This window comes from Pseudomonas sp. GW823-FHT02C05 (genome assembly GCF_058797595.1).
Genome location: NZ_JBXAJU010000001.1, coordinates 55,274 through 78,580 on the forward strand (window position 1 = coordinate 55,274; position 23,307 = coordinate 78,580).

Annotated in this window: 23 protein-coding genes and 3 pseudogenes; 22 read left to right on the forward strand and 4 right to left on the reverse strand. The window is 58.7% G+C overall.

Annotated features, from left to right (window positions below):
* Positions 1-3: 3 nt before the first annotated feature.
* The 16 genes from AC1RGE_RS00410 (at position 4) to AC1RGE_RS00485 (ending at position 16,101) form a co-directional block, all read left to right on the forward strand.
* Positions 4-504 (forward strand): HK97-gp10 family putative phage morphogenesis protein, encoded by a 501-nt coding sequence (locus AC1RGE_RS00410; protein WP_492582945.1) that lies wholly within the window; start codon positions 4-6, stop codon positions 502-504.
* A complete protein-coding gene (locus AC1RGE_RS00415) occupies positions 497-883 on the forward strand; it encodes a DUF3168 domain-containing protein (RefSeq protein ID WP_492582946.1) in 387 nt (128 codons plus the stop codon). Before AC1RGE_RS00410 ends, AC1RGE_RS00415 begins: the two co-directional genes overlap by 8 nt.
* A 55-nt stretch (positions 884-938) precedes the next feature.
* Positions 939-1,436 (forward strand): hypothetical protein, encoded by a 498-nt coding sequence (locus AC1RGE_RS00420; RefSeq protein WP_492582947.1) that lies wholly within the window; start codon positions 939-941, stop codon positions 1,434-1,436.
* Between the two features lie 32 nt (positions 1,437-1,468).
* Positions 1,469-1,813 (forward strand): hypothetical protein, encoded by a 345-nt coding sequence (locus tag AC1RGE_RS00425; protein WP_492582948.1) that lies wholly within the window; start codon positions 1,469-1,471, stop codon positions 1,811-1,813.
* 23 nt (positions 1,814-1,836) lie between these two features.
* Complete coding sequence (locus tag AC1RGE_RS00430) at positions 1,837-2,034, forward strand: hypothetical protein (protein ID WP_492584226.1); 198 nt, start codon at positions 1,837-1,839, stop codon at positions 2,032-2,034.
* A gap of 43 nt (positions 2,035-2,077) precedes the next feature.
* Positions 2,078-5,329: a phage tail tape measure protein gene (locus AC1RGE_RS00435; protein WP_492582949.1), complete on the forward strand. Its 3,252-nt coding sequence runs from the start codon at positions 2,078-2,080 to the stop codon at positions 5,327-5,329.
* Positions 5,329-5,667, forward strand: a complete 339-nt coding sequence (locus AC1RGE_RS00440; RefSeq protein WP_492582950.1) for a phage tail protein — start codon at positions 5,329-5,331, stop codon at positions 5,665-5,667. The genes AC1RGE_RS00435 and AC1RGE_RS00440 overlap by 1 nt, the downstream gene beginning before the upstream one ends.
* On the forward strand, positions 5,664-6,413 hold the full coding sequence (locus tag AC1RGE_RS00445) for a phage minor tail protein L (protein WP_492582952.1): 750 nt from the start codon (positions 5,664-5,666) through the stop codon (positions 6,411-6,413). The genes AC1RGE_RS00440 and AC1RGE_RS00445 overlap by 4 nt, the downstream gene beginning before the upstream one ends.
* A gap of 2 nt (positions 6,414-6,415) precedes the next feature.
* Complete coding sequence (locus AC1RGE_RS00450) at positions 6,416-7,171, forward strand: C40 family peptidase (protein ID WP_492582954.1); 756 nt, start codon at positions 6,416-6,418, stop codon at positions 7,169-7,171.
* A 30-nt stretch (positions 7,172-7,201) separates the two neighbouring features.
* The gene (locus AC1RGE_RS00455) at positions 7,202-7,552 is read left to right on the forward strand and encodes a hypothetical protein (protein ID WP_492582956.1); all 351 of its coding nucleotides are present in this window, start codon (positions 7,202-7,204) and stop codon (positions 7,550-7,552) included.
* A gap of 61 nt (positions 7,553-7,613) precedes the next feature.
* Entirely contained in the window at positions 7,614-8,231 is a 618-nt protein-coding gene (locus AC1RGE_RS00460) for a tail assembly protein (protein ID WP_492582958.1), read from the forward strand.
* A 200-nt stretch (positions 8,232-8,431) separates the two neighbouring features.
* The gene (locus AC1RGE_RS00465; protein ID WP_492582960.1) at positions 8,432-12,106 is read left to right on the forward strand and encodes a TipJ family phage tail tip protein; all 3,675 of its coding nucleotides are present in this window, start codon (positions 8,432-8,434) and stop codon (positions 12,104-12,106) included.
* A gap of 1,170 nt (positions 12,107-13,276) precedes the next feature.
* Complete coding sequence (locus AC1RGE_RS00470; RefSeq protein WP_492582962.1) at positions 13,277-14,503, forward strand: pyocin knob domain-containing protein; 1,227 nt, start codon at positions 13,277-13,279, stop codon at positions 14,501-14,503.
* A complete protein-coding gene (locus AC1RGE_RS00475) occupies positions 14,490-14,903 on the forward strand; it encodes a hypothetical protein (RefSeq protein WP_492582964.1) in 414 nt (137 codons plus the stop codon). The genes AC1RGE_RS00470 and AC1RGE_RS00475 overlap by 14 nt, the downstream gene beginning before the upstream one ends.
* A 50-nt stretch (positions 14,904-14,953) precedes the next feature.
* A complete protein-coding gene (locus AC1RGE_RS00480) occupies positions 14,954-15,559 on the forward strand; it encodes a glycoside hydrolase family 19 protein (RefSeq protein WP_492582966.1) in 606 nt (201 codons plus the stop codon).
* On the forward strand, positions 15,556-16,101 hold the full coding sequence (locus AC1RGE_RS00485; protein WP_492582968.1) for a DUF2514 family protein: 546 nt from the start codon (positions 15,556-15,558) through the stop codon (positions 16,099-16,101). Before AC1RGE_RS00480 ends, AC1RGE_RS00485 begins: the two co-directional genes overlap by 4 nt.
* On the opposite strand, the gene AC1RGE_RS00490 is transcribed toward AC1RGE_RS00485, so the two are convergent.
* The 3 genes and pseudogenes from AC1RGE_RS00490 to AC1RGE_RS00500 form a co-directional block, all read right to left on the reverse strand.
* Complete coding sequence (locus tag AC1RGE_RS00490) at positions 16,059-16,748, reverse strand: SOS response-associated peptidase family protein (RefSeq protein ID WP_492582970.1); 690 nt, start codon at positions 16,746-16,748, stop codon at positions 16,059-16,061. The genes AC1RGE_RS00485 and AC1RGE_RS00490 overlap by 43 nt on opposite strands.
* A 20-nt stretch (positions 16,749-16,768) precedes the next feature.
* Positions 16,769-17,107, reverse strand: a complete 339-nt coding sequence (locus AC1RGE_RS00495) for a hypothetical protein (protein WP_492582972.1) — start codon at positions 17,105-17,107, stop codon at positions 16,769-16,771.
* Between the two features lie 381 nt (positions 17,108-17,488).
* Positions 17,489-18,097, reverse strand: a pseudogene (locus AC1RGE_RS00500) (site-specific integrase); the annotation flags it as partial.
* Between the two features lie 486 nt (positions 18,098-18,583).
* Between AC1RGE_RS00500 and AC1RGE_RS00505 the strand changes: the two are divergent.
* From AC1RGE_RS00505 to AC1RGE_RS00515, 3 genes and pseudogenes are all read left to right on the forward strand, one after another.
* The gene (locus tag AC1RGE_RS00505; RefSeq protein WP_492582974.1) at positions 18,584-19,546 is read left to right on the forward strand and encodes a DUF6242 domain-containing protein; all 963 of its coding nucleotides are present in this window, start codon (positions 18,584-18,586) and stop codon (positions 19,544-19,546) included.
* A gap of 475 nt (positions 19,547-20,021) precedes the next feature.
* Positions 20,022-20,342 (forward strand): hypothetical protein, encoded by a 321-nt coding sequence (locus AC1RGE_RS00510; protein WP_492582976.1) that lies wholly within the window; start codon positions 20,022-20,024, stop codon positions 20,340-20,342.
* Between the two features lie 324 nt (positions 20,343-20,666).
* Positions 20,667-21,187 (forward strand): annotated as a pseudogene (locus AC1RGE_RS00515) (minor capsid protein); the annotation flags it as partial.
* Between the two features lie 13 nt (positions 21,188-21,200).
* Here the strand turns inward: AC1RGE_RS00515 and AC1RGE_RS00520 are convergent.
* Complete coding sequence (locus AC1RGE_RS00520; protein ID WP_492582978.1) at positions 21,201-21,668, reverse strand: hypothetical protein; 468 nt, start codon at positions 21,666-21,668, stop codon at positions 21,201-21,203.
* 108 nt (positions 21,669-21,776) lie between these two features.
* Here AC1RGE_RS00520 and AC1RGE_RS00525 point away from each other — a divergent pair, with 108 nt between their 5' ends.
* From AC1RGE_RS00525 to AC1RGE_RS00535, 3 genes and pseudogenes are all read left to right on the forward strand, one after another.
* On the forward strand, positions 21,777-22,493 hold the full coding sequence (locus AC1RGE_RS00525; RefSeq protein ID WP_492582980.1) for a hypothetical protein: 717 nt from the start codon (positions 21,777-21,779) through the stop codon (positions 22,491-22,493).
* Positions 22,486-22,665 (forward strand): annotated as a pseudogene (locus AC1RGE_RS00530) (phage tail protein); the annotation flags it as partial. The gene AC1RGE_RS00525 and the pseudogene AC1RGE_RS00530, both read left to right, overlap by 8 nt.
* Positions 22,662-22,820 carry a hypothetical protein gene (locus AC1RGE_RS00535; RefSeq protein WP_492582982.1) on the forward strand — a complete coding sequence of 53 codons (159 nt, stop codon included), beginning with the start codon at positions 22,662-22,664 and terminating at the stop codon, positions 22,818-22,820. The pseudogene AC1RGE_RS00530 and the gene AC1RGE_RS00535, both read left to right, overlap by 4 nt.
* The last annotated feature ends 487 nt before the right edge of the window (positions 22,821-23,307 follow it).

Here is a 23,307-nt window from a genome sequence, read left to right on the forward strand (position 1 = left end):
GCCATGGCTCGCAGATCCAGGATGCGCGGCGATTTCAAGCTGCGCCGAACGCTCCGCAACATACATAAAACGATGGACAACGAGCTGCGGCCAGAGATGGAGAGGGCGGCAAATCGCATTCTGGCGTCAATGCAGGAGTTAATTCCGCGAGACACCGGAGCAGCTGCTTCGGCATTGAAGGTGTATGTCGCTCCAAGCGGCCTGGATGCGCAGATCGGTATCCGCGGCAAGCGTGACAACCGGCGATTCTTCTACATGAGGTTCATTGAGTACGGGACGAAGGGTTACAGCGGCGGAAAACGTGCGGGTGATCGCAATCGTCGTGAGTCCAACAAGTCCGATGGGACGCACTTCTTCGGCAAGTATCCGAAGATTCCGGCACGTCCAGCTCATCCATGGCTGCGTCCTGCAATTCAGGTTAACCGGGAGTTTGTGTTGGAAAACATTAAGGCCGCGGTCAATCGCACCTTACGCCGCGCAAGCCAGGGTGCAGGAAATGACTGATCCATCTGTAGCATTACAGGCCGCGCTGTTCGCCAGGCTTCGGGCCGAGATCAGCTGCCCGATCCACGATGGCGCCGATATCAACACCCCAATGCCCTATGTCTCAATCGACCGAGAGGTCTCGGTGAATGCCAGCCCAATCAGCGGCCGCAAGCGAGAGCAACGCCTGATCTATCTGTCGGTTTGGTCTGATGCTGTAGGCCAGGCCGAGGTCAAGAGGATCAACGGCGAGGTCATTGCAGCCCTGGATGAACGCCCTTTGCCACTCTCTGCAGGCCGTGCCGTCTCCGTCAGGGTCATCCAGGCAGACGCCCAGCGCGATGCTGACGGCGTGACCTACCAGGGCTCAATCACGGTTCGCGTGATCACCACCCACTGAACTACCAACCTGCCGCACTGCGGCGATTATCCAATGCGCCTTTGGAGGAACCCCCATGGCCGACAATCTGAATACAGCCGCTGGCTGCCGCCTCGCAATTGGCGGCAAAACCAGTGCGGACAGCGAAACCGAGTACAAGGCCGATACCTATGTCGACGTCGGCGAGATCGAAGACCTGGGCGAGTTTGGCGACACCTTCAGCTCGGTGAACTTCACCGCTCTGAGCGATGGTCGTGTGCGCAAGTACAAGGGCACCGCCGACGCCGGCAACATGACCCTGACCGTGGGCCTGGACAACGGCGACGCCGGCCAGAAGGCGGTTGCCGTGGCTCACAAGGACCGCACCAAAGGCAACTACAACGTCAAGGTCACCCTCAACGACGGCGACCCGGGGGCAACCCCTGCGATTCTGCCCACGACCTTTTATTTCGGCGTGAAGGTGATGAACAACACGGTGGCGCCTGGATCCGCAGATAACGTTGTGCGCCGCAACATGACCCTGGCCATCAACACCGAAATTCTGGAAATCACCGCCGGCCCAGCCGCCCCGTAAGGGCGGCCTGCTGGATCTAAGCGAGAAGCCCTATGAGCGAAACCTTGCATGGCACCGTCACCCTGGTGATCGGTGCACGCGCCTATACATTGCAGCCCACCCTTGAGGCGGCCCTGCGTATCGAAACCCGTTTCGGAGGTCTGCGGGGCGCGCTGGAGGCTATGCGCATCCTGAGCATTGCCGCATGCGCGGATGTTCTGGTCGCCGGCGCAGGCTTGAAGCCTGAGGAGCACGCGACCATCGCGCATCAGGTCTTTGAGACTGGCGTGGCCAAAGTGTCCGCCGAGCTCACAGAGTTCCTGGCGGTGTTGATGAACCCGGTCCCGCCGAGCGTAGCCGAGCGGGGAAAGCCAGGGGCGGCCAGCACAGCGCCGTAAGGGATGGCAGCTACGTCGACTATCTGTTCGGCGTAGCCACCGGCTGGCTGGGCTGGTCGCCCGATGCTGCATGGCGAACACCTATCCCCCAGATCATGCTCGCCCTCGATGCTCGGCTCGACTGGATGAACCAGGGCAAACCTCAGCAGAAACCTATTCCGCAGAAGCCGAGCTCTGTCGCGGATCGCCTCAAGGCGTTCTTCCGTGGACGCGAAGAGTAGACCCGCCACCGCCATTGGGCGGTTATTGTGCTTGGAGAATTAAATGGCCGACCAACAAGTCGAGGGCATGCTGGTCCAGATTGAGGCCACCACTGCCCAGCTGCGCCGGGAGCTGGCTCAGGCCGACAGCGTAGTCGCGCGGACGACTCGGGAGATCGACAGCAGCCTGGGGCGTGTGGACGATGCTTTCGACAGGACTGCCCAGAACGCACAGCGCGCCGGGGGCCTAATCCGTGGTGCTTTTGCCGCAGTAGCTGGCGCTGGCCTCGTTGGCAGCATCATCCAGCAGGTGGATGCTTACGGACAGATCGCCGACCGCCTGAAGATGGCGACCAGTAGCTCCGAGGAGTACAACGAGGTTCAGCAGCATCTGCTGCGCACTGCGCAAGAGACCTACCGGCCCCTGTCCGAGGCCCAAGAGCTTTACATCCGCACCGCGGATGTTATGCGCTCGCTTGGGCTTGATACCCAGCAAACGCTCGACATTACCGACAGTTTTAGCTTCCTGCTGGTGACCAACGCCGCCTCAGCTGACAAGGCCTCATCGGCCCTTGGCGCCTATTCCAAGGCGCTGCAGACCGGCAAGCTGGACGCTGACGGCTGGGTCTCCATCCAGGAGGCGATGCCGACCATCGTCAACGCCATCTCCAGTTCAACAGGAAAGAGCGCCGAGGAGATCCGCAAGCTGGGTATCCAGGGCAAGCTGTCGCTGGACGACATCAACACCGGCCTGTTGCGCACGGTAGAGGTGAACCGCAAGGCTGCCGCTGATATGTCGGTCAGCGTCCAAGATGCCCTGGTGAACATCCAGAACGCGCTGACCGACCTATTCGGGCGCATGGAGGAGAGCACTGGTGTAGTCGGCGGCCTGGCCAGCGCGATCAGTGTGATCGGCGATAACATCGGCACTGTTGCTGCTGTGATGGCCGGCGCCGGAGTTTCGGCGCTGACGGTTTATACGGCGCGTGGTGCCCTGGCGGTCAAGGCAGCGCTTGCCGATCGTGCTGCTCGCATCGCTCAGGCGCAGGCGGTGCTTCAGGCCGCTATTGCTGATCAACGCAAGGCTGAGACGGTCACCATTCTGGCCGCTCGAGAAGTTGCAGCGGCTCGCGGCACGGCCGTACAGACGCAGATGTCGATTCAGCTCGCTCAGGCCCGGACGCGGGAGGCCGCAGCAACGACGGCCGTTGCGACTGCGCAGACCGGCTTGCGCGCCGCTTCCGCGGGCCTGCTTGGGGTGATGGGCGGCCCGATGGGCCTGGCGCTTTTGGCCGGCACCGCTGCCGCTTCCTTCTTGCTGATGCGGGACAACGCCGACCAGGCTGGAGTGAGTCTCGAAGACCTGCACAAGCCAGTGCAGCAACTGCGAGAGGAGTTCCAGAAACTCAACCGGGACCAGCGTGAAGCCTCCTTGGTGAAGTGGCAGCAAGAGCAAATTGGCGCTACCGATAAGGTGAAGGACGCCTATGGCGATCTCGCTCAGTCCATTCGCTCGGCGGTGATCACTGCGCCGGCCAGGGACTCCGGCGGCAAGTATGGCCAGCAGTTGCGCGAGTACCAGACCCTTATCGATCGCTTGAACGAGGCCAGGATTTCGGGCTCCGATCTGGCGCCAATTCTGCGAGAGGTAGGCGAACGTCTGCAGCTGCCAGCCAATGCCGTGCAGCAATGGGTTGTCCAGGCCGGCGCCGTCAGTGATGCCGATCAGCGCTCGAACTTGATTGCTGAAACTCTGCGGGTGCTCACCGGGGTAACCCAGGAGAACACCGCGGCGACCGCTGCCAACAATGCCGCAAAGGCTGGGATGAGCTCCGCAGGGCAGACCTACCTGGAAACCCTGCAGAAGCAACTGGCTGGCCTTCAGGACAACGGCGACGCAATCAAGATCGCCAATCGCCATATTGCCGAAAATGCCGACCTGACCGAGACGGACAGAAAGGCCATTCTCTCCACGGCCAATGCGATCGAATCGCAGAAGAAGGCCAATAAATCCGCTACGGACAGCAGCAAGGGCAGGGCCAAGGCACTCAAGGACGAGGTTAAGGCGCTCGACGCGATCATCGATAGGGCGCTGCCGGAGAAGAAGCGCCTGGTGGATCTCTCCGAAGGCGTTCAGGGTCTTCGAAAAGCCCAAGCCGCCGGCAAGATCACCGCCGCCGAGATGGAGCTCGGCATCAAGAACCTCAACAAGGCGTATGCAGACGGCACCCTGCACAAGCGTGCTGAGCAGGAGAAGAAACTTGCAGAGCAGCGGCGCAACAGTGCGGAGGCTTATCGCAAGGCCATGGAGGTCGTGCTGCAGGTCCGCCAAGACGCGATCAACATCGATGTGGCGGGCATCGGCCAGGGTGACGATGAGCGCGAGCAAGCATCCCGCGTGAACGCTGTGCGGCAGCGGTACGCAGAGGCTCGCCGCCAGCTTGAAGAGCAACAGGAAGACACTTCTCGCCAGCTCAGCCAGAGCGCCTACCAGCAGCGGCTGGCGGATCTGGCCGAGTTTCAGGCTCGCGAAATCCAGCAGGAGGTGGATGGGTACGAGGCTCGCTTGCGCGCCCAGGGCGACTACCGCAATGGCGCTCGGCGTGCCTGGGCCAACATCCGGGCCGATGCGGCCGACGTCGCCGGCGCAACCGAGAGCATGCTGACGACTGGGTTCGATTCTGCCCGCGACGCGCTGGCGGACTTCGCCATGACTGGCAAAGCCAACTTCCGCGACTTCGCCAATAGCGTGCTTGCGGATATGGCCAGAATTGCCAGCCAGCAGGCTGCCAGTTCGCTGCTCAGCGGATTGATCGGCATGGGGGGTTCAGCCGCTGGTTCGTACTTCGGCGGCGCGGCTTCTGCCGGTTCAACGCAGGCCGGGTATACCGGGGTCGACTTCTCCAGCTACCAAGCCAACGGGGGCGTCTGGAGCGGTGGCGTGCAGATGTTCGCCAAGGGCGGCGCGTTCACGAACAACGTCGTCAGTAAGCCAACAGCTTTCGGAATGGCGGGCGGAAAGGTAGGCCTCGTTGGTGAGGCTGGTCCTGAGGCAATCATGCCCCTCGCGCGCGGCGCCGATGGGTCGCTGGGCGTCCAGATGGTCGGTGGCAACCAGGGCGGCAGCACCGTTGTGCAGGTCAGCGCCCCAATGAGCATCACCGTGCAGGATCGTAGCTCTGAGGGCATGCAACTTGATAGCGCTGCTCTGCAACAGAACGTCGACCAGCAAATGCGGGGAATGATGGACAGAGCCATTGCAGATTCCTGGCGCCCTGGCGGCGTCAGTTTCGCCCAAACCATCAGGAGGGGCTGATGTCGATTGAAACATTTTCCTGGCCTCCCGACGACGAGGCCGCCTCTGACAACAAGTTGAGGGTCAGGAAGTCGCAGTTCGGCGATGGCTACGCCCAAGTCGTCGGCGACGGCCTGAACGGCGAAAGCGATAGCTGGTCGCTGACCTTCGGCGGTGTTGTAGAGGAGACACAGCCCATTCTGGCGTTCATTCGTCGGCACAAGGGCTTCAAGTCGTTCCTCTGGATTCCGCCAGGGGGCGACCTCGGCTTGTATCGCTGCGAGACCTTCGGTATTCAACGCCGCCCCGGAGGCGTTGGCGTTGTCACTGCAACCTTTGAGAGGGCCTACCAACCATGAGCCTGATATCGCAGATCCAGAAGCTCGAAGCCGGGTCGGAGATCATGCTGTTCGAGTTGGACGGCTCCGACTACGGCGCAGACATGCTTAGATTCCACGGGCACGCCATACCGCATACACCGGAAGAACTGGCAGCCGCTGGCGATAATGCCGACCAGTTGCCCGCCAAGTCGATCTGGTGGCAAGGCAACGAGTACGGCGCCTGGCCCATGCAGATTGACGGCATCGAGGCGACCTCGGACGGGGCGGAGGTTCGCCCCACCCTGAGCGTGGGTAACGTGAACGGTCGTATCACTGCGCTCTGCTTGGCCTTCGACAACTTGCTTGAGTTCAAGCTCACGATCCGCCACACCCTTGCCCAATTCCTGGACGCCGAGAACTTCCCTGATGGCAACCCGGAGGCCGACCCGAACGAGGAGAGCGTAGAGGTCTGGTATATCGACCAGAAAGTCTCCGAAAGCGGCGCGGCAGTCTCCTGGGAGCTGGCCAGCCCTGGCAACGTGGGCGGCGAGAGCATAGGCCGGCAGATGACGCAGCTTTGCCACTGGGCCATGACCAATGGCTATCGGGGGCCGAACTGCGGTTACACCGGGCCTTACTTCGACTTTGACGGCAAGCCCACGGATGACCCTGTTAAGGATCAGTGCAACGGCTGTCTTGATAGCGGTTGCGTTGTGCGCTTCGGGGTCGGAAACCCCAACAGTTTCGGTGGTTTTCCTGCCGTCTCCCTCATCGCCCGGAGCTGATCATGCTGAAACACATCTTCTCCGCCGTGCAGCAGCACGCCGCGGAGGAATACCCGCGCGAGTGTTGCGGGCTGATCCTGGCCATGGGCCGCAAGCAGATTTACTTGCCATGCGCGAACGTGGCCACTGAGCCGACAGAGGAGTTTCGCATCGCGCCAGAGCAGTACGCCGAAGCTGAAGATCAGGGCGAGGTGATCGGCATCGTTCATTCGCACCCAGACGCCACCAGCAGGCCTTCGCCGCGTGACCTGGCCATGTGTGAGGCAACTGGTCTGCCGTGGCACATCCTTTCGTGGCCCGAGGGCGACTTGCGGACCGTCATGCCAACCGGTGAAACGCCGCTGTTGGGCCGGCCGTTCGTACACGGCGCCTGGGACTGCTGGCAGGTCTGCGCGGATTGGTACAGGCGCGAGTGGGGGCTGGAGTTCCCTGCGTATACCCGTAATGACGGGTGGTGGGAACAGGCCTCCGGCCCAAGTCTGTACGAGCAGGCCTATGAGGCTGCCGGCTTCTACCATGTCGACCGGCCCGAGCGAGGCGATATGATCGTCATGGCCGTTGGCCGCACTGCGCACCCGAACCATGCCGGAATCTATCTTGGCGGTGACGCCCAGTTGCCGGGTGAGCAAGCCGAGATCTACGGACCTGGGCCTTTTCTGCTGCATCACATGTACGGCAGGCCGTCCGAGATCATCATTTACGGCGGACCCTGGCAGGCCCGCGCCCGTCTGGTGCTGCGCCATCGTGGCGCTAAGTGATACATTCCGGGTTTTCGAAGGAGTGAGGTTATGCGAATTCTTTTTGCAGCCTTGGCGCTTGTAGTGCTGGCGGGGTGCATGGCACCAACCATGAATGAGGCTCGCCAAAATGGCCCTTATAAGGTTCTGAGTTCTAACAAGCCAGACGCTGAAGTAGCAAAGTGCGTCCAATATGAATGGCAGAACCAGCCAATTTTTGGTGCGACCCCAGGAGCAACTATGCAGCCCGGCCGTGGGTCTGGTTACACGGTTTTCACTGTCGCGTCCGAATATTTCGTTGATATTCAGCCAAAGGGTGCTGGTTCTGAGCTGAAATATTACGTTGTGCTCGGAAATTGGATCGCCAATAAACGTCTTGCCGCGCTGCAAAGCTGCCTCTGATTAAGTTAAGAATATTTCGCAAAGCCGCCTTCGGGCGGTTTTTTGTTTCTTGGAGAATTGCATGGCCACGATTGCTCATTACGAGCCAGTTACCCAGATCAAGCTGTCAAGTTCTCTCGCTCGAAAATTTGGACGAGTGCATCGTAGGGTGCTCGACGGAGGCAGTGTTTTTGAGGTTTTCAGGGCTTTGAAAGCCACCATTCCAGGCTTTGAAGAAGAAATTAAGCGTTTGCAAGCAATGGGTGTGCGCTTCGCCATATTTCGTAATCGCAAGAATGTCGGAACTGACGACTTCGCCAGAAGTGGTTGCCGTGAGGTTCGCATTGTTCCTGTCGTTGAAGGCAGCAAAAGGGGCGGGGTATTGCAGACAGTTGTTGGTGCTGTGCTAGTCGTGGCGGGGCTTATCGTCACTGGTGGCTCATTCGGCGCAGCGTCTCCCTTTGGATCGGCAATGATCATGATGGGGGCCTCAATGATCGCTGGTGGCGTTATCCAGATGCTGAGCCCCCAGCCAAAGGGTTTATCAACAAGCGCTGCGTCAGAGAACAGGCCGTCCTACGCCTTCGGCAGCGCGAACAACACCACCGCCAGCGGTAACCCGGTTCCGATCTGCATTGGTGAACGGCGGTGGGGCGGTGCGATCATCTCTGCATCAATCTACGCCGAAGACAAGGCATAGCAGCAAAAACCCTCACTATTCGGGGAAGGAACGGCCTTCCCTGCTTTAGGAGGGCTTGAATGAATATCTGGATACGTCTGTCTTTGCGTTTAATTCCACTGCTTTTTCAGCTGGTCCGTTACTCGATGAAGTTGTACGCGAGCCTTCATGGCTCCTGATCTAACCGCCTCCGGGCGGTTTTTTATTGCCCGGAGGAAAGCATGGGCGACTCACCAGTGTTTGGAATTGCAGGCGCCAAAGGTGGCGAGAAGAAACCGAAGGCGCCCTATGAGGCGCCCGACAGCCTGCGGTCCACCAACATCGCCAAGCTGCTGCTGGCCGTGGGCGAGGGCGAATTCGACGGCGCGCCGACTGACCGCGATATCTACCTCGACAACACGCCAATCAAGGACGCAAGCGGCAACGTGAACTTCCCAGGCGTGAAGTGGGAGTGGCGGCGCGGTACGGTCGAGCAGGAGTACATTCAGGGCATCCCGGCGATCGAGAGCGAAAGGTCGGTGGGCGTGGAGCTGCGCAGCGATGCGCCCTGGACCCGAGCGTTGAGCAACGCCCAGTTGTCGGCTGTGCGCCTGCGTTTCACCTGGCCCCGATTGCTGCAGCAGAACCCCACAAACGGCGACACGACCGGTTACACCGTCGAGTACGCTATCGATATCGCTACCGACGGTGGGGCATTCGTCGAAGCACACCGGAACGCAGTCAGCGGCAAGACCAGCAGCGGCTATCAGCGGTCTGTCCGGGTCGATCTGCCGGCCGCAGCATCGGGCTGGACGCTTCGAGTTCGCCGCCTTACTCCAAACGCCACCAGCGGAACTATCGCTGACACGATGACCATCGCGGCTTATGCCGAGATCATCGACCAGAAGCTGCGCTATCCGAACACCGCTTTGCTCTACATCGAGTTCGACGCGGAGCAGTTCCAGAACATCCCGTCCGTGACAGTGAAGACCAAGGCCAGACGCTGGCCAGTGCCGACCAACTACGACCCAATCAGTCGCACCTACAGTGGCGCCTGGGACGGTACGTTCAAGCAGGCCTGGACCAACAATCCTGCGCTTGTGATGTACGGCCTGTGCGTTGAGGATCGCTTCGGCCTGGGCAAGCGCATTAAGTCCTGGATGGTCGACAAGTGGGAGATGTACCGCATCGCTCAATACTGCGACCAGATGGTGCCGGACGGGGTAGGTGGTCAGGAGCCACGCTTTTTATGCGACATGAACCTGCAGGCCAAGGCCGAGGCCTGGACACTGCTACGCGACCTGTCGGCGATTTACCGGGGAATGGTGTACTGGGCCCAGGGCTCGCTGTTCATGCAGGCCGACATGCCACGGGCGCAGGACTTCGACTATGTTTTCACGCGAGCGAACGTCATCGACGGCGAGTTCACGTATGGCGGCGCAGAGCGCAGCACACACTACAGCCGCGCCCTGGTCAGCTACGACAACCCGGCCAACAACTACGATACCGACGTCATCCCTGTTACCGACCTTGCGTTGCAGCGCCGGTATCAGGACCGTCCGATCGAGATATCGGCTATCGGGTGCACCAGGGCCAGCGAGGCCCAGCGGCGCGGTAAATGGGCGCTGCTGAGCAACAACCAGGACCGTACCGTCACCTTTAAGACAGGGATGGAGGGGCGAATCCCGCTGCCTGGCCACGTCATCCCTGTGGCGGATGAGCTGCTGTCGGGACGCCCGAACGGCGGCCGGATTGCCGGGGCCGCTGGTAGGGTCGTGACCCTGGATCGCGATACCCAGATCAAGGTCGGCGACCGGCTGATCATCAACCTGCCCAACGGCAGTGCCCAGGGCCGCACCGTGCAGTCCGTAGTCGGGCGCGCCGTGACCGTCACAACGGCCTACAGCGTGCAGCCTGAGCCCGAGCTGCAGTGGGCTATCGACGCCGATGATCTGGCCGTCCAGCTGTTCCGCGTGTTGAAGACCTCGCGCACCGCCGATGGCGAGTACGAGATCACCGGCCTAGAGTTCAACCCGAGCAAGTTCGCGGCGATCGATACCGGCGCCAAGCTTGAAGAGCGGCCGATCAGCGTCATTCCGGTTACCACTGTGCCGCCCCCGGCAAGTGTGACGCTTACCTCCGACTACGCGATCGCCCAAGGCTTGGCTGTGAGCACCATGACTATCGCCTGGCCCGCGGTAGAAGGAGCGGTGGCTTACGACGTCGAGTGGCGCAAGGACAGTGGCAACTGGATCCGCCTTCAGCGCACCGGCACTGCATCTGTGGATGTCGTTGGGATCTACGCCGGGGCATACATGGCAAGGGTTCGCGCTGTGAGCGCGTTCGACATCACGTCAACCTGGCGCAGCTCTGCGCTCACCGAACTGAAAGGCAAGGAGGGTGTGCCACCGGCTGTCGCGTATCTAAACACCGCCAGCGAGCTATTCGGCATTGGGTTGAAGTGGGGGTTCCCGGTCGGCGCAGAGGATACCCAGCGCACCGAGATCTGGTATGGCACTGGCGACAGCCTTGAAGACGCCACCAAGCTGACGGATCTGGCACACCCGCAGTCCGACTATGGCCTGCAGGGGCTGGCGGCCGGTGCTCGGTTCTTCTTCTGGGCTCGGCTGGTGGACCGGACCGGCAACGTGGGGCCGTTCTATCCGGCTGCGGGCGGGGTGATGGGTATGGCCAGCGCTGATGCCGGACCAGTCCTTGATCTGATTAAGGGGGAGGTTGACGAAAGCATCATCAGCAAGGAGCTGAACGAGCGAATCGACCTGGTCGATGGTGATGGGCCTGGATCGGTCAACGACCGGATCAATCAGGCGGTCAAGGACATCACGGACGCTCTCGTCTATGACCCGGCCAAGGCCTATGCCAAAGGCGACGTTGTGCGCCTGGGGCAGAAGATCTATCAGGCCCAAGGGCCTGTGGCTGTGGGAGTGGCGCCACCTGCGGAGCCATGGCAAGACATCGCCACCATCCTTGAGGAGGCCGGCGCCCTGGCTGGTGAGGTGCACCAGAACACGCTGGACATTTCGGAACTGGACGGCGTCGTTGCTGCGCAAGCGGAGAAGGTCGAGGGGGTGTTTGTTCAGCTCAACCCGCTGTACTCCGGAGACACCGGCAGCTATGCGGGCGACAACACCACCAGCGTCGGAGTCTGGTCGGTGTGGTCCGCCATCGGCGAGGGGGACTATGCCCAGGGCAAGCGAACTGACCGAGTGGAAGCCAAGGTCGGAGAGAACACTGCGGCCATCACTACCCTGTCGCAGGCCGTCATTGATGGCGACAGCGCCCTTGCTGAGCAAATCGCTACCGTGGGTGTTCGAGTGGGAGAAAACACCGCTGCGGTGCAGGAGGAGCGCCAGGCGCGAATAGATGCCGATGGAGTCCTTTCCCGAGATCTCGAGGTTGTGCAAACGAGTCTCGACGGCGCAACCGCTTCCATCGCGGAGAACAAGGAGGCAATCCAAGATATCGATGGGAAGGTTTCGCTGACCTGGTCGGTGCGCCTGCAGTACACATCAGCCACCGGTGAGTACAAATGGGCAGGTGTCGGGCTTGGTCTCGAAAACGGGCCGGGCGGGCTGCAGTCAAAGTTCGTTATTGATGCCGACCTGTTCGCTATTCAGCAAGGAGGCATCGTGCCGTTCGCTGTTAAGGACGGCCAGGTGTTCATGCGGTCTGCATTTATTCAGGATGGGTCAATCGACATGCTCAAGATCGGCAGCAACTTGCAGTCGAGCAACTACGAGCCGAATGTTTCTGGATGGGCGTTCTTACCTGATGGAACTTTCCAGATGATGGGTAATTCTCAAAATGGGGCAAGACTCATGTTTAACAATAGTGGGCTTTATATCTTCCATCCTAATGGTGTTAAAGGTATTGACCTAAGTTTGGACGCAACATGACGATAGGTCTTATCACCCGTGATAGCAGCGGTGTAATAACCGCTGACATGACCAAAAATCTTAGCCAGATGATTGGTCATGTCATATCGAACAGAGCTAACGGCACTGTGACGTTCACGATTCCTCAAGGGAAGATACCGATAAGCATCGTATCCCCCCTTGAGCCATGCATGAATACAGCGGGAAAGCTGCCTGGCGTTATCATGACGAACACGTCAATGTCATGGACATACAACATTCCTAGCGGCTTTCCGATGAACTGCATCATTTACTACGGGTACTACTAATGGGCCCAGCGCTAATCGTTCGCAAAGAGTCTGGAGAGATTCTTTATGACACGTCTAAGTCGGTATACGGGCTGGTTAAAAGCGGACCAGTTGAGTATCACGGGATTTGGAGGAAGCTCCATCCTGCAGGAGGGCCAAGCCCTTACTACGACAATATTTACAAGTTCACGGTAGAGAACTGCGTGAACCCAATTGTGTACGTAACAGGGACGTGCGGAAAGCCATTCGCGTCAAAGGAGGGTACGTCGAGCGTCTTCTACTTTGCCGGACCTGTTGAGGGTATCAAGGTCTATTGCTTTGATGTAATGGCCCCAATATTCAAAGGGCCAGCACTAAAGACTCGAGATGAAAACGGAGGCTTCACGTTCAACAGCCTGCAGAGGCCTTTAAATATCATCGGTACGTCAACACCACCGCCACCATCGCCACCATACCCAAACGGAAGGGTTGCGCCATTCCTTGGAGGGTATCAAGTGCTAGTGCTTGATCAGCCGCTGCTGCCAAGCAGGGCTGGATTTCGCGGGTACTTCTATACAGTGCCGTTGAATCCCGCGAAAACCTATGCGGCAAATATCCCATGGAGCAGGGGTTGCTGGCTGGCATCTCAGCTGGGTCGTGACGAGGTGTGGCAGACAGGCTCGCAAGAAGGTTGCTCAGGTGACACCGGAAGCATAACCCATAGTTTTTGGACGTCTCCAGAGACGACCCACGGGACCGTACACAGCACGACGCCAACAGGATGGTTCTCGCTCACTGTTAACCCGAGACCGCAATGCACATACATAGACGTTTCTGAGTACCCTTATCCATTCAATCCACAGCAGTAACAACAGTGTGTGAATGCACCCGCCTGGGCGGGTTTTTTATTGCCTGGAGATAAGTAATGGCAAGACAGGAAATCAATCTTGGAGTTCTGCCAAACGGCGTCGGTGGCGATACTCCTCGAGTGGCGAACACCAAAATCAACGACATGACCACCGAGTTGTACGCGGCCATCGCCGAAGGTGGCACCGTCAAAAGCGTGGCTGAAGTCCAGCCCGATGCTGCGGGCGACATCTCCAAGGCAGAGCTTGCGACCGCCATAGGCGTGGACGATAAGGCGGACAAGGCGGCCACGGAGGTCGCCCTAGACCTGAAAGCCGACAAGGCGGCGGTTAACATCGCTCTGAGCGAGAAGGCAGACAAGACCGCGCTGGACAATAAGGTCGACAAATTAGTGGGCAAGGGGCTCTCAGCAAACGACTTTACGACTGCCGAGAAAACCAAACTCGGGGCTCTGACCAACCTCAAAGATCAGGGCATCGGCGGATCTGCGGTTGCGGTTCCGAGTAATGACTGCAACAAAGCGCTGGTTGCGGGCGTCTATGCCGCCAAGCCGACCACGCTAAATGGCATGAACGTTTATGGCACCCTGGAGGTTCTAGACTATGGCGACAATACGTCTACGATTCAGCGGCTTACGACGACTCGCGGCCACCCCGTAGGTGAAATCACTTGGTTCCGGTCGGCGTCGGGCTCTTCTTGGACGCCATGGAACCGGTTTTTTAACGTCGGCAACTTCGGGATTGGTGCGGACCCTAGAGCGGCACTGCCGATTGAATACATCACCAACATGGCAAACCTAAGGCCGAGTGGGAAATACATCATCACCCCCGAAACGGTGGACGGTCCGGGCTTCTACGGGACGCTTGAGATGAGCTGGTATGACCCGACCGGCTGGACCATGCTTGCGCGACCTCTTACCGGTGGCGCTATGGCCACCAAGGCCTCCATTAACGGGGCTGTCGGCCCTTGGCAGTGGTACTACCCTACAAAGCGCTACCAGAGCGCCGGACTCACCTACAGCAACGGCCAGCTTCAGGCTGTTCAGCACGGTCTTGGTGCTATCCCCGCCAGCATGCAGCTTTTTGTCGTTCCCACCGTAGACCAAGCATCATGGTCTGCTGGAATTTATGTACTCCCAGCATCCGGGTACTCAATCGGGGCTAACCCAACGGAGGTGTTCATCAAGGTGGCATCCACCGGGCTAACCGTTCTTGACGCCCAGACAGGTGCGTCAGCCAACCTCACCCCAGCGAATTGGAGGATTGTTATCCGTGCAGCCGCCTAAAATTGAAGACTTGGAAATCAGCCCTCCACCTCAAGAGCCATCAATCCTCTACGTTGACAAGGACGGGGTGCAGATCATAAAGACCAACGGACCTGCGCCGGAAGGCGGAATTGCGGTGGAGGGCACGCCGGAATACTTCGACCAGGTTTGGCTTTTCCCGGGCTGGGGCCCCTCAGCTTACAAGCAGGGCGTAGCGGATGTGGCATGGATAGCTGAGGAGCTGGAAGAGGTGGCCAAGCAGCTTGATCGCCTGGAGGAGGCGGAGGAGGGAATTGAAGTTGCCGACCTGCTGCCTGGTACGCGCAAGCAGTGGCTCACATATCGCGGCCAGCTCAGAACCTGGGCGAAAGGCGGCTCCGACTTCCCTGATCCGGAGCGTCGCCCGCAGCGGCCAGAGTAAGTTTTCGAACCCCGCCAACGAGCGGGATTTTTTTGCCTGGAGAAAACACAATGCCACTCACAGAGCAGCAACTGCTGCAGATCCTCCCTCAAGCCCGCCAAGTCGCGGGCTTTTTTGTGCCTGCACTGAATGCGGCGATGGCGCGCTTCAAGATCAACTCGCCTGTGCGGATGGCCGCGTTCATTGCCCAGGTAGGGCATGAGTCGGGGCAGTTGACGCGCATGGTCGAGAATCTGAACTACAGCGCTGATCGGCTGCGGGCAGTCTGGCCAAACCGCTTCGACGCCTCCCTAGCTGCCCAGGTGGCCCGAAAGCCTGAGCAGATCGCGAACATCGTGTACGCCGGCCGGATGGGAAACACGCTGCCTGGGGATGGCTGGAAGTACCGGGGCCGGGGCCTGATCCAATTGACCGGCGCGAACAATTACCGCGCCGCCGCCGCTGCCCTGGGCCTGGACTTGGTGAATCACCCTGAACTTTTGGAGCAGCCAAAGGCTGCCGCTCTGGTCGCCGGCTGGTTCTGGCAGTCGAATGGGCTCAACGAACTGGCCGACTCGGGTCAGTTCGCGAAGATCACCAGGACAATCAACGGCGGGCTGACTGGCCAGGCCGAACGGGTGGCCCTGCGCGATCTGGCCGCGAAGGTGTTGGCATGAACGCCTTGCTTCTGAAGGCCTGCGGCGCCGCTCTGGTGGCGCTCCTAATGGTCGTGCTGGCGGCCTGGGCACTGTCCAGTGCCTACGACCACGGCCAGGCAGCAAAGGATGCTGAGTGGCAAGCGCGCTGGAATGCCCGGGACGCCGGCGATCAGCAGGCCTGGGGTCTGGCCGAGAAAGCCGAGCGCGACAAAGAGCAGGCCCGACAAACCTCAATCAACAAGGCGGTGCAAAATGGGCAACGGAAAATCGATGATGCAATGGCTGATGCTGTTACCGCTCGCGCTGCTGCTGGGAGCCTGCAGCGGACAGTCGACGATCTCACCGAGCGCCTCAAGCGTACGGCCAGCAGCAATTCCTGCACTGCCGCCGCAAGCGCGGCAGCAACCCGCACAGCCCTGGTGCTTGCCGACCTGCTCAAGCGCGCTGACCAGCGAGCGGGAGACCTGGCAGCAGCTGCTGATCAAAGCCGGAGCAGGGGAGTAACGTGCGAGCAGTCCTATGACGGTATCGCCAAGGGCTCGATCAGTTCCGCCCCGTGATTCCTGACGTTTCCGACGGCGGGGCTCACTTTGAACCACTCGAAGGCCTCGGCGGGCTCGCCCTGGTGTAGGGCCATCTGCTCGGCGCGCTCCTTAGGCGTTGCTGTGTCGAGCCATTCCCTGGCCAGGTCCGGGGCCAGGACCACCGGCCGGCGGTCGTGGATATCGACCATGCCGCCAGCGCTGTCGGCGGTGATGATCACAAAACCGTCGTGCTCCCCGTGACCTTCGTCTGGATCCGGCAGTTGTCCAATTGAGGCGCAGAGGATGGGGGAGCGATCCCGGTGCCGGATGAGGTAGGGCTGCTTCTTCGGTCCGCCTTCATCTACCCACTCAAACCAGTTATCGATTGGGCATATGGCCCGGTGCGGCCAGATCTGGCGGAAGAACGGCCCGTGAGCCACTTTCTCGACCCTGGCATTGATCGGCGCGGCGCGGTCGGTGGCCCAGTGCGGCCGCCACCCCCAGCGCACGGCATCAGCGTGTAACGTGTCGTCGGCGACATGGAAGAGAGCGAGCTGCATCGTCGGCGCGGCGTTGTAGCGCCCCAGAGGCTGATCACCGACGTTATTGATCAGAGCCCCGGGCATGCTCAGGGCTGCGACGAAGTCATGGATGCCGCGGTATTGCGAGAGTCTTCCGCACATAGCTGTGTCCTCGGTTGCTCTCAGCGTAGCTTTCCGCGGGCGCCAGCGGGTATCTGCCGCCGAAGATCCTCGTTCGCCCGGTCCTTGCTCCGAACACTCAGCTCAAGGTCGCTGACTTTCCGGCGCAGATCTGAGGCTTCCCCGGCCTTTTCTCGTAGCCGGGCCAGGGCCTCGTCGCGGTCCCTCTCGGTCTGGGTCTGCATGTTGACCAGCTTGAAGATGTTCTCCCGGGCTGCGCGAAGCTGAAGGTTCAGCTCTGCAACTTCATTTTCCAGCAGCTGGATGTGCTGCTTGCAGGTTTCCAGGGGCGAGGGGATTCCTAGCCAGTCGTCGGCTGTGTCGGTGTCTTCGGTGTGCACGGTACTACCTCGAATCCAATGCTGTATGTGCATACAGTAATCGAGGCTTGAACGGGGCGCGATTTGCGCCGACGAACTGTAGGGGGGGAGGGGGGCAGCTAGGTCGGCAGAACGCCGTAGATGGTGTGCGCAAAACCTACGCTGGAGCCCGCGTATTTTCGTTTGCATAAGCACAGAAATGATGGTTTTTTGTAAGCTGTTGTTTAGTAGTTTTTTCTTTTAAAACAATGATTTATTGATCTATAGGCCCAAGCATGGGGTGCTAGGGGTCGAGTGTTCGAATCACTCCGTCCCGACCATATTTTTCAATGACTTAGCAGCTTTCGAGCGGCTTTGTTGTTTCTGCCATAGTGACTTTACGAGTGACCCTGGCCTTTTTCTTCATGCCTCCCTCCTTTTCAAAATCGTCAGCGCTGGTGCACGTGAGTCAGTTGCTGATACCTTGTTTGCCGCCTCAATGAGCTGATCCAGTTCTCCTGCCGAGTAGTGACTGGTGATGCTTCCGTTCTTGTGGCCGAGCAGTGCTTTCCGATCTTCCTCTGTCACCCCTGCAGCGCGTAGCCTTCTCCCAAAGGTGTGCTTCAGGTCGTGAATGCGGATCCTGGCAAAGCCATCATGCGCCGGCCGCAGGAACTTCTCCTGCCACTTCTTCGCCGCTCTGATCCTGGCCTTCTCCCAGGCCGAGTCATTCATGCGGTGCACCGTCGTTTCATTCCCCACGCCATCAGGCTTGCCAAATGGGAACACGTAGAGTGGGTGCTTTCCGCGCTGCTTCTCGATCACCGACTTGGCCACGTCATTCAAAACGACCAAGCGCTCATCTCGGTTCTTAACGCCAGATCTGGCGCTCCTTCCCCTAAACCCGGCCGGTATCAGAAACACACTGGTTCCAAGTTCCGGCACCGCAATATCCCAATTCCACTGAAGCTTGCAAACCTCCTGCTCCCGGCACCCTGTGTTTACCTTGAACATCGCCATGGTCTGTAGGTGAGCCTAAGCATTGGAATCGTGACTGGCTCGCCTTATGGGAATCACTGAAAGCAGCGATCAAGGAAGTGGATATTCAGGCTCAGCAGCCGATCTGGCAGGTGATTCACTCGGAAAATGATGAAATAGCGGTATAAAGATATTGGCATGGTGGGGTTCTGTGCGTACTTTTCCCATAGTGCACAAGTAACGCGAAACGCACACGAAACCCTGAACCCGGCCAAGCGCCGGGTTTTTATTACTCCGATTTCAGCAGAATGATTTTTGTAGGGGCGGGCAGTAGTATGAAAAAAATACTGTTTGCACGTACAGTATTTTGCTGGGATAGTAATTTCACTCCTCGGGTGTATCAGAAGCGAAACCCACCGCATTGCTGGTGCTTACCTTCTCGACTCGTGTGAAGGCCTTGAGCCCCGAGCAATCGCCCATGAGCGCCATACGCCCGATACAGAGGCCTGAACTTAAATCAGCTCAGTAACGGAGTTTAAAATGGAAAACGCAAACTCAGCCTCTCAAACCTTGCAAGATCTTTGGACTCAATTGGAACCGGTGGATAACACCGGCATGCTCAGGCGCGTGGTTTTTGCGGACGGCAAGTTTTATGCGGCTGGTGGCAACGGTCTTCCCACAACCACTCAGCTTGTCAGCGGAGGCGCGACTGGTACAGCGTGGACCAAGCTTAAGGGCGCCGTCACCTCTGATAGCGGAAAGGTCCTCAACGACCTGTACTGGAACGGTCTTGGGACACAGCTACAAGCCCTTTCTCAATCCGGCAATGTGGTCTATGGCAGCACAGCACGCCCTGAAAGGGCTTGGACAGACATTACGGCAACTGTTCGCGCGTCCGGAGACTTGCAAGGCATTGTGTATTATCAGCCAATTAACGGCAGCAACGCGACCTGGATACTGGTTGGGTCTAACGGTAAAGTCTTTTCCCGTTATGGCGATTGGTCAGGCCAGGTGCAGCGCACTACGACCTTCACTTCTAGCGAGACTGTGTACTGCGTCAATGTCATTGGCGTTTTTGTGTTGGTTGCGGGATCGAATGGGAAGCTGCTTAGCGCTGTGAAGATGGCGACGAATGATTCGCAATCATTCGCGACCAGAACCAGCACCTTCGGCACCAGCACCATCCTTTCCATGAAGCTTTGCAACGGGAAAATGTTTATCGTTGGTGCGGATGGCAAGATGGCATATTCATCCGATGGGCTTACCTGGACTGCTGTTGGAGATACCAGTTTCGGTGGAACCATCATCCGCGACATTGCTTACGGTAATGGCAAGTATGTAGCTGTCGGCGACGGCGGCAAGACAGCTGTTTCCGAGGATGGGATCGGCTGGGTTCAGCAAGCCAACACTTTCGCAGGAACCGATATCCGGAGCGTCGCCTACGGCAACGGCAATTTTGTAGCTGTTGGTGCAGGCGGCATGATTGCTTACTGGACTCCATGATCTTCTATCTCTTTGCGTAATAGAGCCCAGCCGTTGCGCTGGGCTTTTTCATTTCTGATTCAGGCACGCCAAAGCCAGAGTGGCCCTTCGGGGGATGCCTGGACGCGGATACGCCGGGAGTGCCGCGATGCAAGAAAACACCGGCAGCCCAAGCACCCTGACCTCAAACTTGCTTTCGGGGTGGCGCGAGACTGGATCAGCGAGATTGATGCAATGGGGCGTCGGCGCCGGGAGCGTTATCGGTAGAGTGAGATTTGTAGGGATGGGAAATAGCGCATGAAATGCTGGTTGCATGTACAGTATTTTGTTGAGATAGTCATTCCACTCCTCGGACGCACAGGATATGGATATCAGCTCGATATAGGTTCTGATCTACACGTGTCCGAGTGAAGGCCTTAAGCCTCGAACCATCGCCTTTGAGCGACATGAAAGCGGAGCTATCCGCGCCACTCATTTCATTCAAAAGGTATATCTCATGACTCAAGTTACTGTGGGTAGCAAGTTCATCAATCAAGTAGGTTACAGGCAATACGTCAATGCTCTTGTAGAGCCTTCCGCAAACACTACTGGCATCGTCATTCGTACGGTCTCAGCATGCGGTGGCCGTTTGTATGCGGATACCGTGAAGCCGCCTCTCAGCCATCGGATGGATAGCTACCCTGCAATTTTTGCGGCGTCGTCCGGCTCCAACTTCGACACTCTTCCTTATGAGCTGGTGGTTCCCGCTGGGCTTGGTATTTTCTGGGCCCCAGGGAATGACAACTCCAGCGTATGGATGACCTACGACAACCTGTAAGCGTTCATGAGCGTCCGACTTTTGTGCCGGACGCTCTGCTTCCTGCAAAAAAGCATATGAAATCCTCAATCCCATTGTGCTTCCGATGCCCCCTTTTTCTTGAATCATGCCCACGGAGTCGAGCGCATGGAGTTTCTATACCGCCTGCTCGACAGGCTGGATACCTGGTTTACCGCGGGGTTGGTTGGCGCGTTCGCCGCGAGCTGGTGGCACCGCGACGACCTGGTAGACCGAAAGGCCTGGGCCGTCTTCATTTTCTCGGGTGCTGTCTGCGCCCATTACCTGACTGGACTCGTAAGCGCTTACCTGGGAGTGGTCGAGCCCCGTAACCGCAATGCGGGCGCCATTGTGCGGACGGCAGTGCAGCACGTCGCCACCCAGGCGCGCATGGAGACGCTGAAAGAGACCCCCGACGTCGTTCAGGCCGTGGAGTGGGTCAGCACGCTGGATTCGAAGACCACGCCTCAGTGCCGAACGCTCGACAAGCATCGGTTCAGCTGACTGAAGGGCCCAGGCCGCCGGTCCACATCAACTGTCGCTCGACGGTGGTAGCGGTGACCAGGTTCAGCGCGCTGTTCGCTAAGGACGCTACACGGGCATCTGTCGGTGAGAATGGACCGCAGCAGGTGAGGGCCGACCTTAGTTACTACGACTGGCTTAAGCAGCAGCCGGCGGCGTTTCAGGACAAGTCGATAGGCCCTAGCCGCGCCAAGCTGCTGCGTGATGGCGGGTTAAGCGTCGTGCGATTCAACGAGCTTCAGTTGGACCGAAATTTCTCACCCCTAACCCTTGAGCAAATGAAAGCCCTAGAGCCGCTTGCATTTGAAAAGGCAGGGGTGAGATAGCTCGCTTGGCCGGTTAGTCGACGAGTTCAATCGCATTAACGGCGCGGGTAAATACGCCTTCGTAGCGTTGCTTGCAACGGCGAAACTTTCCAGTCGATACCAATGCATCAATCACTTCGGTCGTTGCTTGCATGGTGTTTTTGTAGCGCAGGTCATCAATGAATTCGCGACGGATGATCGGGTCCAGGGTCATGAGCTGGTTCTCCGGATAAGCCGTATAGACCTGAGCTCGTTGGTTGATAGCAAGGTGCTTGATGTCGTGCTTTTGCAAATAGCTCACCAGGTCAGGCACATGCAGATAAGCATTAAGACCGCCATAAGGAAGTTTGATCATGGTTTGATCCTCGTTAACAAGTGGGTGGGTTTGAGCCGCTGGCTCTAAAGCTGACCTACCTGCTACGAGATCCCGATACGCAGCGATTGGCATCACTGCAAAGATCGCTTCGCCGTTTTCACCATGAATGAATTGTACCGAGCTCATTTACCGTTCCTTTTGCTTAGTTGTGATTCCAATGTAATTACAATGAGGGATTAAAGCAAGTTTTTCTTCGCGGGCAGGGCCTGCACCTACGTCTCCGGGAGACACCTCATGCTGAAATTCCAACTGGATACCCTGGAAGGGGTAGACGAATCCGTGCGCGCTTTTTACACCGAGAAGGACGGCAAGTACGTTCTTGGTATTGAAGGCTTGCCTCAACCAGAAGACGTATCCGGCCTGAAGTCCAAAGTTGAAGAACTGCTGGCCGAGAAGAAGTCCGAAGCCGACAAGCGCAAGGCTGCAGAAGAACAGGCTCGCCTGGAGCGCGAAGAAGCGCTGCGCAAGTCCGGCAACGTCGAAGAACTCGAAAAGTCCTGGTCCGAGAAGTACAGCCGCCGCGAAGCAGAACTGGCCGGTCAGCTGGAGTCGGAGCGCAACACCCTGCAAGGCCAGATCAGGGATCTGACCGTAGGGCGTACCGCTACCGAGATTACAACCACCCTGGCTATCCCAGGCAGTGCCAAAGCACTGCTTCCTCATATCGAACGCCGCTTGAGCGTTAAGCAGCGTGACGGCAAGCCAACCGTCGTAATGCTGGACCAAGCCGGCAAGCTTTCCGCAACCACGCTGGAAGAGCTGAAGAGTGAATTCACGAAAGACCCTGTGTTCGGTCCTCTGATCGCAGGTAGCAAGGCATCTGGCGGCGGGGCCGGCGGTGCTGGAAATGGCGGTGGGGCCGCTCTGAAACGTTCCGAAATGTCCTCAGTCGCCAAGCGTGAGTTCATCACTGCAAACGGTCAGGACGCGTACCTGAAATTGCCCAAATGAAGACTCGGCAACGTTCGGCCACGGCCCTTTCCTGCTTCACCACCTGTACAGCAGGCCGTCCGAGATCATCGTCTATGGCGGTCCCTGGCATGACCGAACGCGCCTGATCCTCAGGCACAAAGACGTAAAAAAAACCGACATGACGCGGCACGGCTGCAGGAGTAGAGAATGAGCAGTAATTACGAAAGTTTGGAGAGGGAATTAGAGGTTCTGAAGCGTGAGATTCAGGCGCTGAAGGCCCAGCTCAAACAGGAGTCGAGCCAGCGGGCCTCAGCAGACGAGGTGCTTTCATCTCGAATTGGTATGCTTTCAGCCAGTAACAGTTAGCAGGCGTGCTCTTTCGCTGCCTCCTCCTTGGCCAATTGCTCAATCTCAGCGACGGTCAAGCTTGGGATCGGAGAGGTACGGCAAGCGCCGTGTAGGCGGAGCGATCATTAGCGTCGCCATTTACGCAGAAGACCAGATGTAGTTGTCGCCTGCAGCATCGCAGCCGCCCATGAGGCGGTTTTTTTTGCCTGGAGGAAAGCATGGGCGCAGTAAAAGGTATCGAAGTCCACGGCGCCAAGGGCGGCGAAAAGAAACCCAAGGCCCCGACCGAGGCCCCCAGATAGCCTGCGCTCTGTAGCCATAGCCAAAATGCTGATTGCGGTTGGAGAGGGCGAGTTCGAAGGTGTACCGACTGCGCGATACCGAAGTGGACGTTTTCCCGGATGTCTTTCGGATTCCCTGCAGCGACGGCAGTCCCACGGAAGGCCTTGACTCTGATAAGCCGGCAGGTGCAGTGCAACGGAAAAACACCGGCAGCCCGCGAACC

What these genes read in the sequence shown, in the direction of transcription:
- AC1RGE_RS00410 (WP_492582945.1), top strand. Translation starts at nt 4, where the DNA reads ATGGCTCGCAGATCCAGGATGCGCGGCGATTTCAAGCTGCGCCGAACG.
- AC1RGE_RS00415 (WP_492582946.1), top strand. Translation starts at nt 497, where the DNA reads ATGACTGATCCATCTGTAGCATTACAGGCCGCGCTGTTCGCCAGGCTT.
- AC1RGE_RS00420 (WP_492582947.1), top strand. Translation starts at nt 939, where the DNA reads ATGGCCGACAATCTGAATACAGCCGCTGGCTGCCGCCTCGCAATTGGC.
- AC1RGE_RS00425 (WP_492582948.1), top strand. Translation starts at nt 1,469, where the DNA reads ATGAGCGAAACCTTGCATGGCACCGTCACCCTGGTGATCGGTGCACGC.
- AC1RGE_RS00435 (WP_492582949.1), top strand. Translation starts at nt 2,078, where the DNA reads ATGGCCGACCAACAAGTCGAGGGCATGCTGGTCCAGATTGAGGCCACC.
- AC1RGE_RS00440 (WP_492582950.1), top strand. Translation starts at nt 5,329, where the DNA reads ATGTCGATTGAAACATTTTCCTGGCCTCCCGACGACGAGGCCGCCTCT.
- AC1RGE_RS00445 (WP_492582952.1), top strand. Translation starts at nt 5,664, where the DNA reads ATGAGCCTGATATCGCAGATCCAGAAGCTCGAAGCCGGGTCGGAGATC.
- AC1RGE_RS00450 (WP_492582954.1), top strand. Translation starts at nt 6,416, where the DNA reads ATGCTGAAACACATCTTCTCCGCCGTGCAGCAGCACGCCGCGGAGGAA.
- AC1RGE_RS00455 (WP_492582956.1), top strand. Translation starts at nt 7,202, where the DNA reads ATGCGAATTCTTTTTGCAGCCTTGGCGCTTGTAGTGCTGGCGGGGTGC.
- AC1RGE_RS00460 (WP_492582958.1), top strand. Translation starts at nt 7,614, where the DNA reads ATGGCCACGATTGCTCATTACGAGCCAGTTACCCAGATCAAGCTGTCA.
- AC1RGE_RS00465 (WP_492582960.1), top strand. Translation starts at nt 8,432, where the DNA reads ATGGGCGACTCACCAGTGTTTGGAATTGCAGGCGCCAAAGGTGGCGAG.
- AC1RGE_RS00470 (WP_492582962.1), top strand. Translation starts at nt 13,277, where the DNA reads ATGGCAAGACAGGAAATCAATCTTGGAGTTCTGCCAAACGGCGTCGGT.
- AC1RGE_RS00480 (WP_492582966.1), top strand. Translation starts at nt 14,954, where the DNA reads ATGCCACTCACAGAGCAGCAACTGCTGCAGATCCTCCCTCAAGCCCGC.
- AC1RGE_RS00485 (WP_492582968.1), top strand. Translation starts at nt 15,556, where the DNA reads ATGAACGCCTTGCTTCTGAAGGCCTGCGGCGCCGCTCTGGTGGCGCTC.
- AC1RGE_RS00490 (WP_492582970.1), bottom strand. Translation starts at nt 16,748, where the DNA reads ATGTGCGGAAGACTCTCGCAATACCGCGGCATCCATGACTTCGTCGCA.
- AC1RGE_RS00505 (WP_492582974.1), top strand. Translation starts at nt 18,584, where the DNA reads ATGGAAAACGCAAACTCAGCCTCTCAAACCTTGCAAGATCTTTGGACT.
- AC1RGE_RS00510 (WP_492582976.1), top strand. Translation starts at nt 20,022, where the DNA reads ATGACTCAAGTTACTGTGGGTAGCAAGTTCATCAATCAAGTAGGTTAC.
- AC1RGE_RS00520 (WP_492582978.1), bottom strand. Translation starts at nt 21,668, where the DNA reads ATGAGCTCGGTACAATTCATTCATGGTGAAAACGGCGAAGCGATCTTT.
- AC1RGE_RS00525 (WP_492582980.1), top strand. Translation starts at nt 21,777, where the DNA reads ATGCTGAAATTCCAACTGGATACCCTGGAAGGGGTAGACGAATCCGTG.
- AC1RGE_RS00535 (WP_492582982.1), top strand. Translation starts at nt 22,662, where the DNA reads ATGAGCAGTAATTACGAAAGTTTGGAGAGGGAATTAGAGGTTCTGAAG.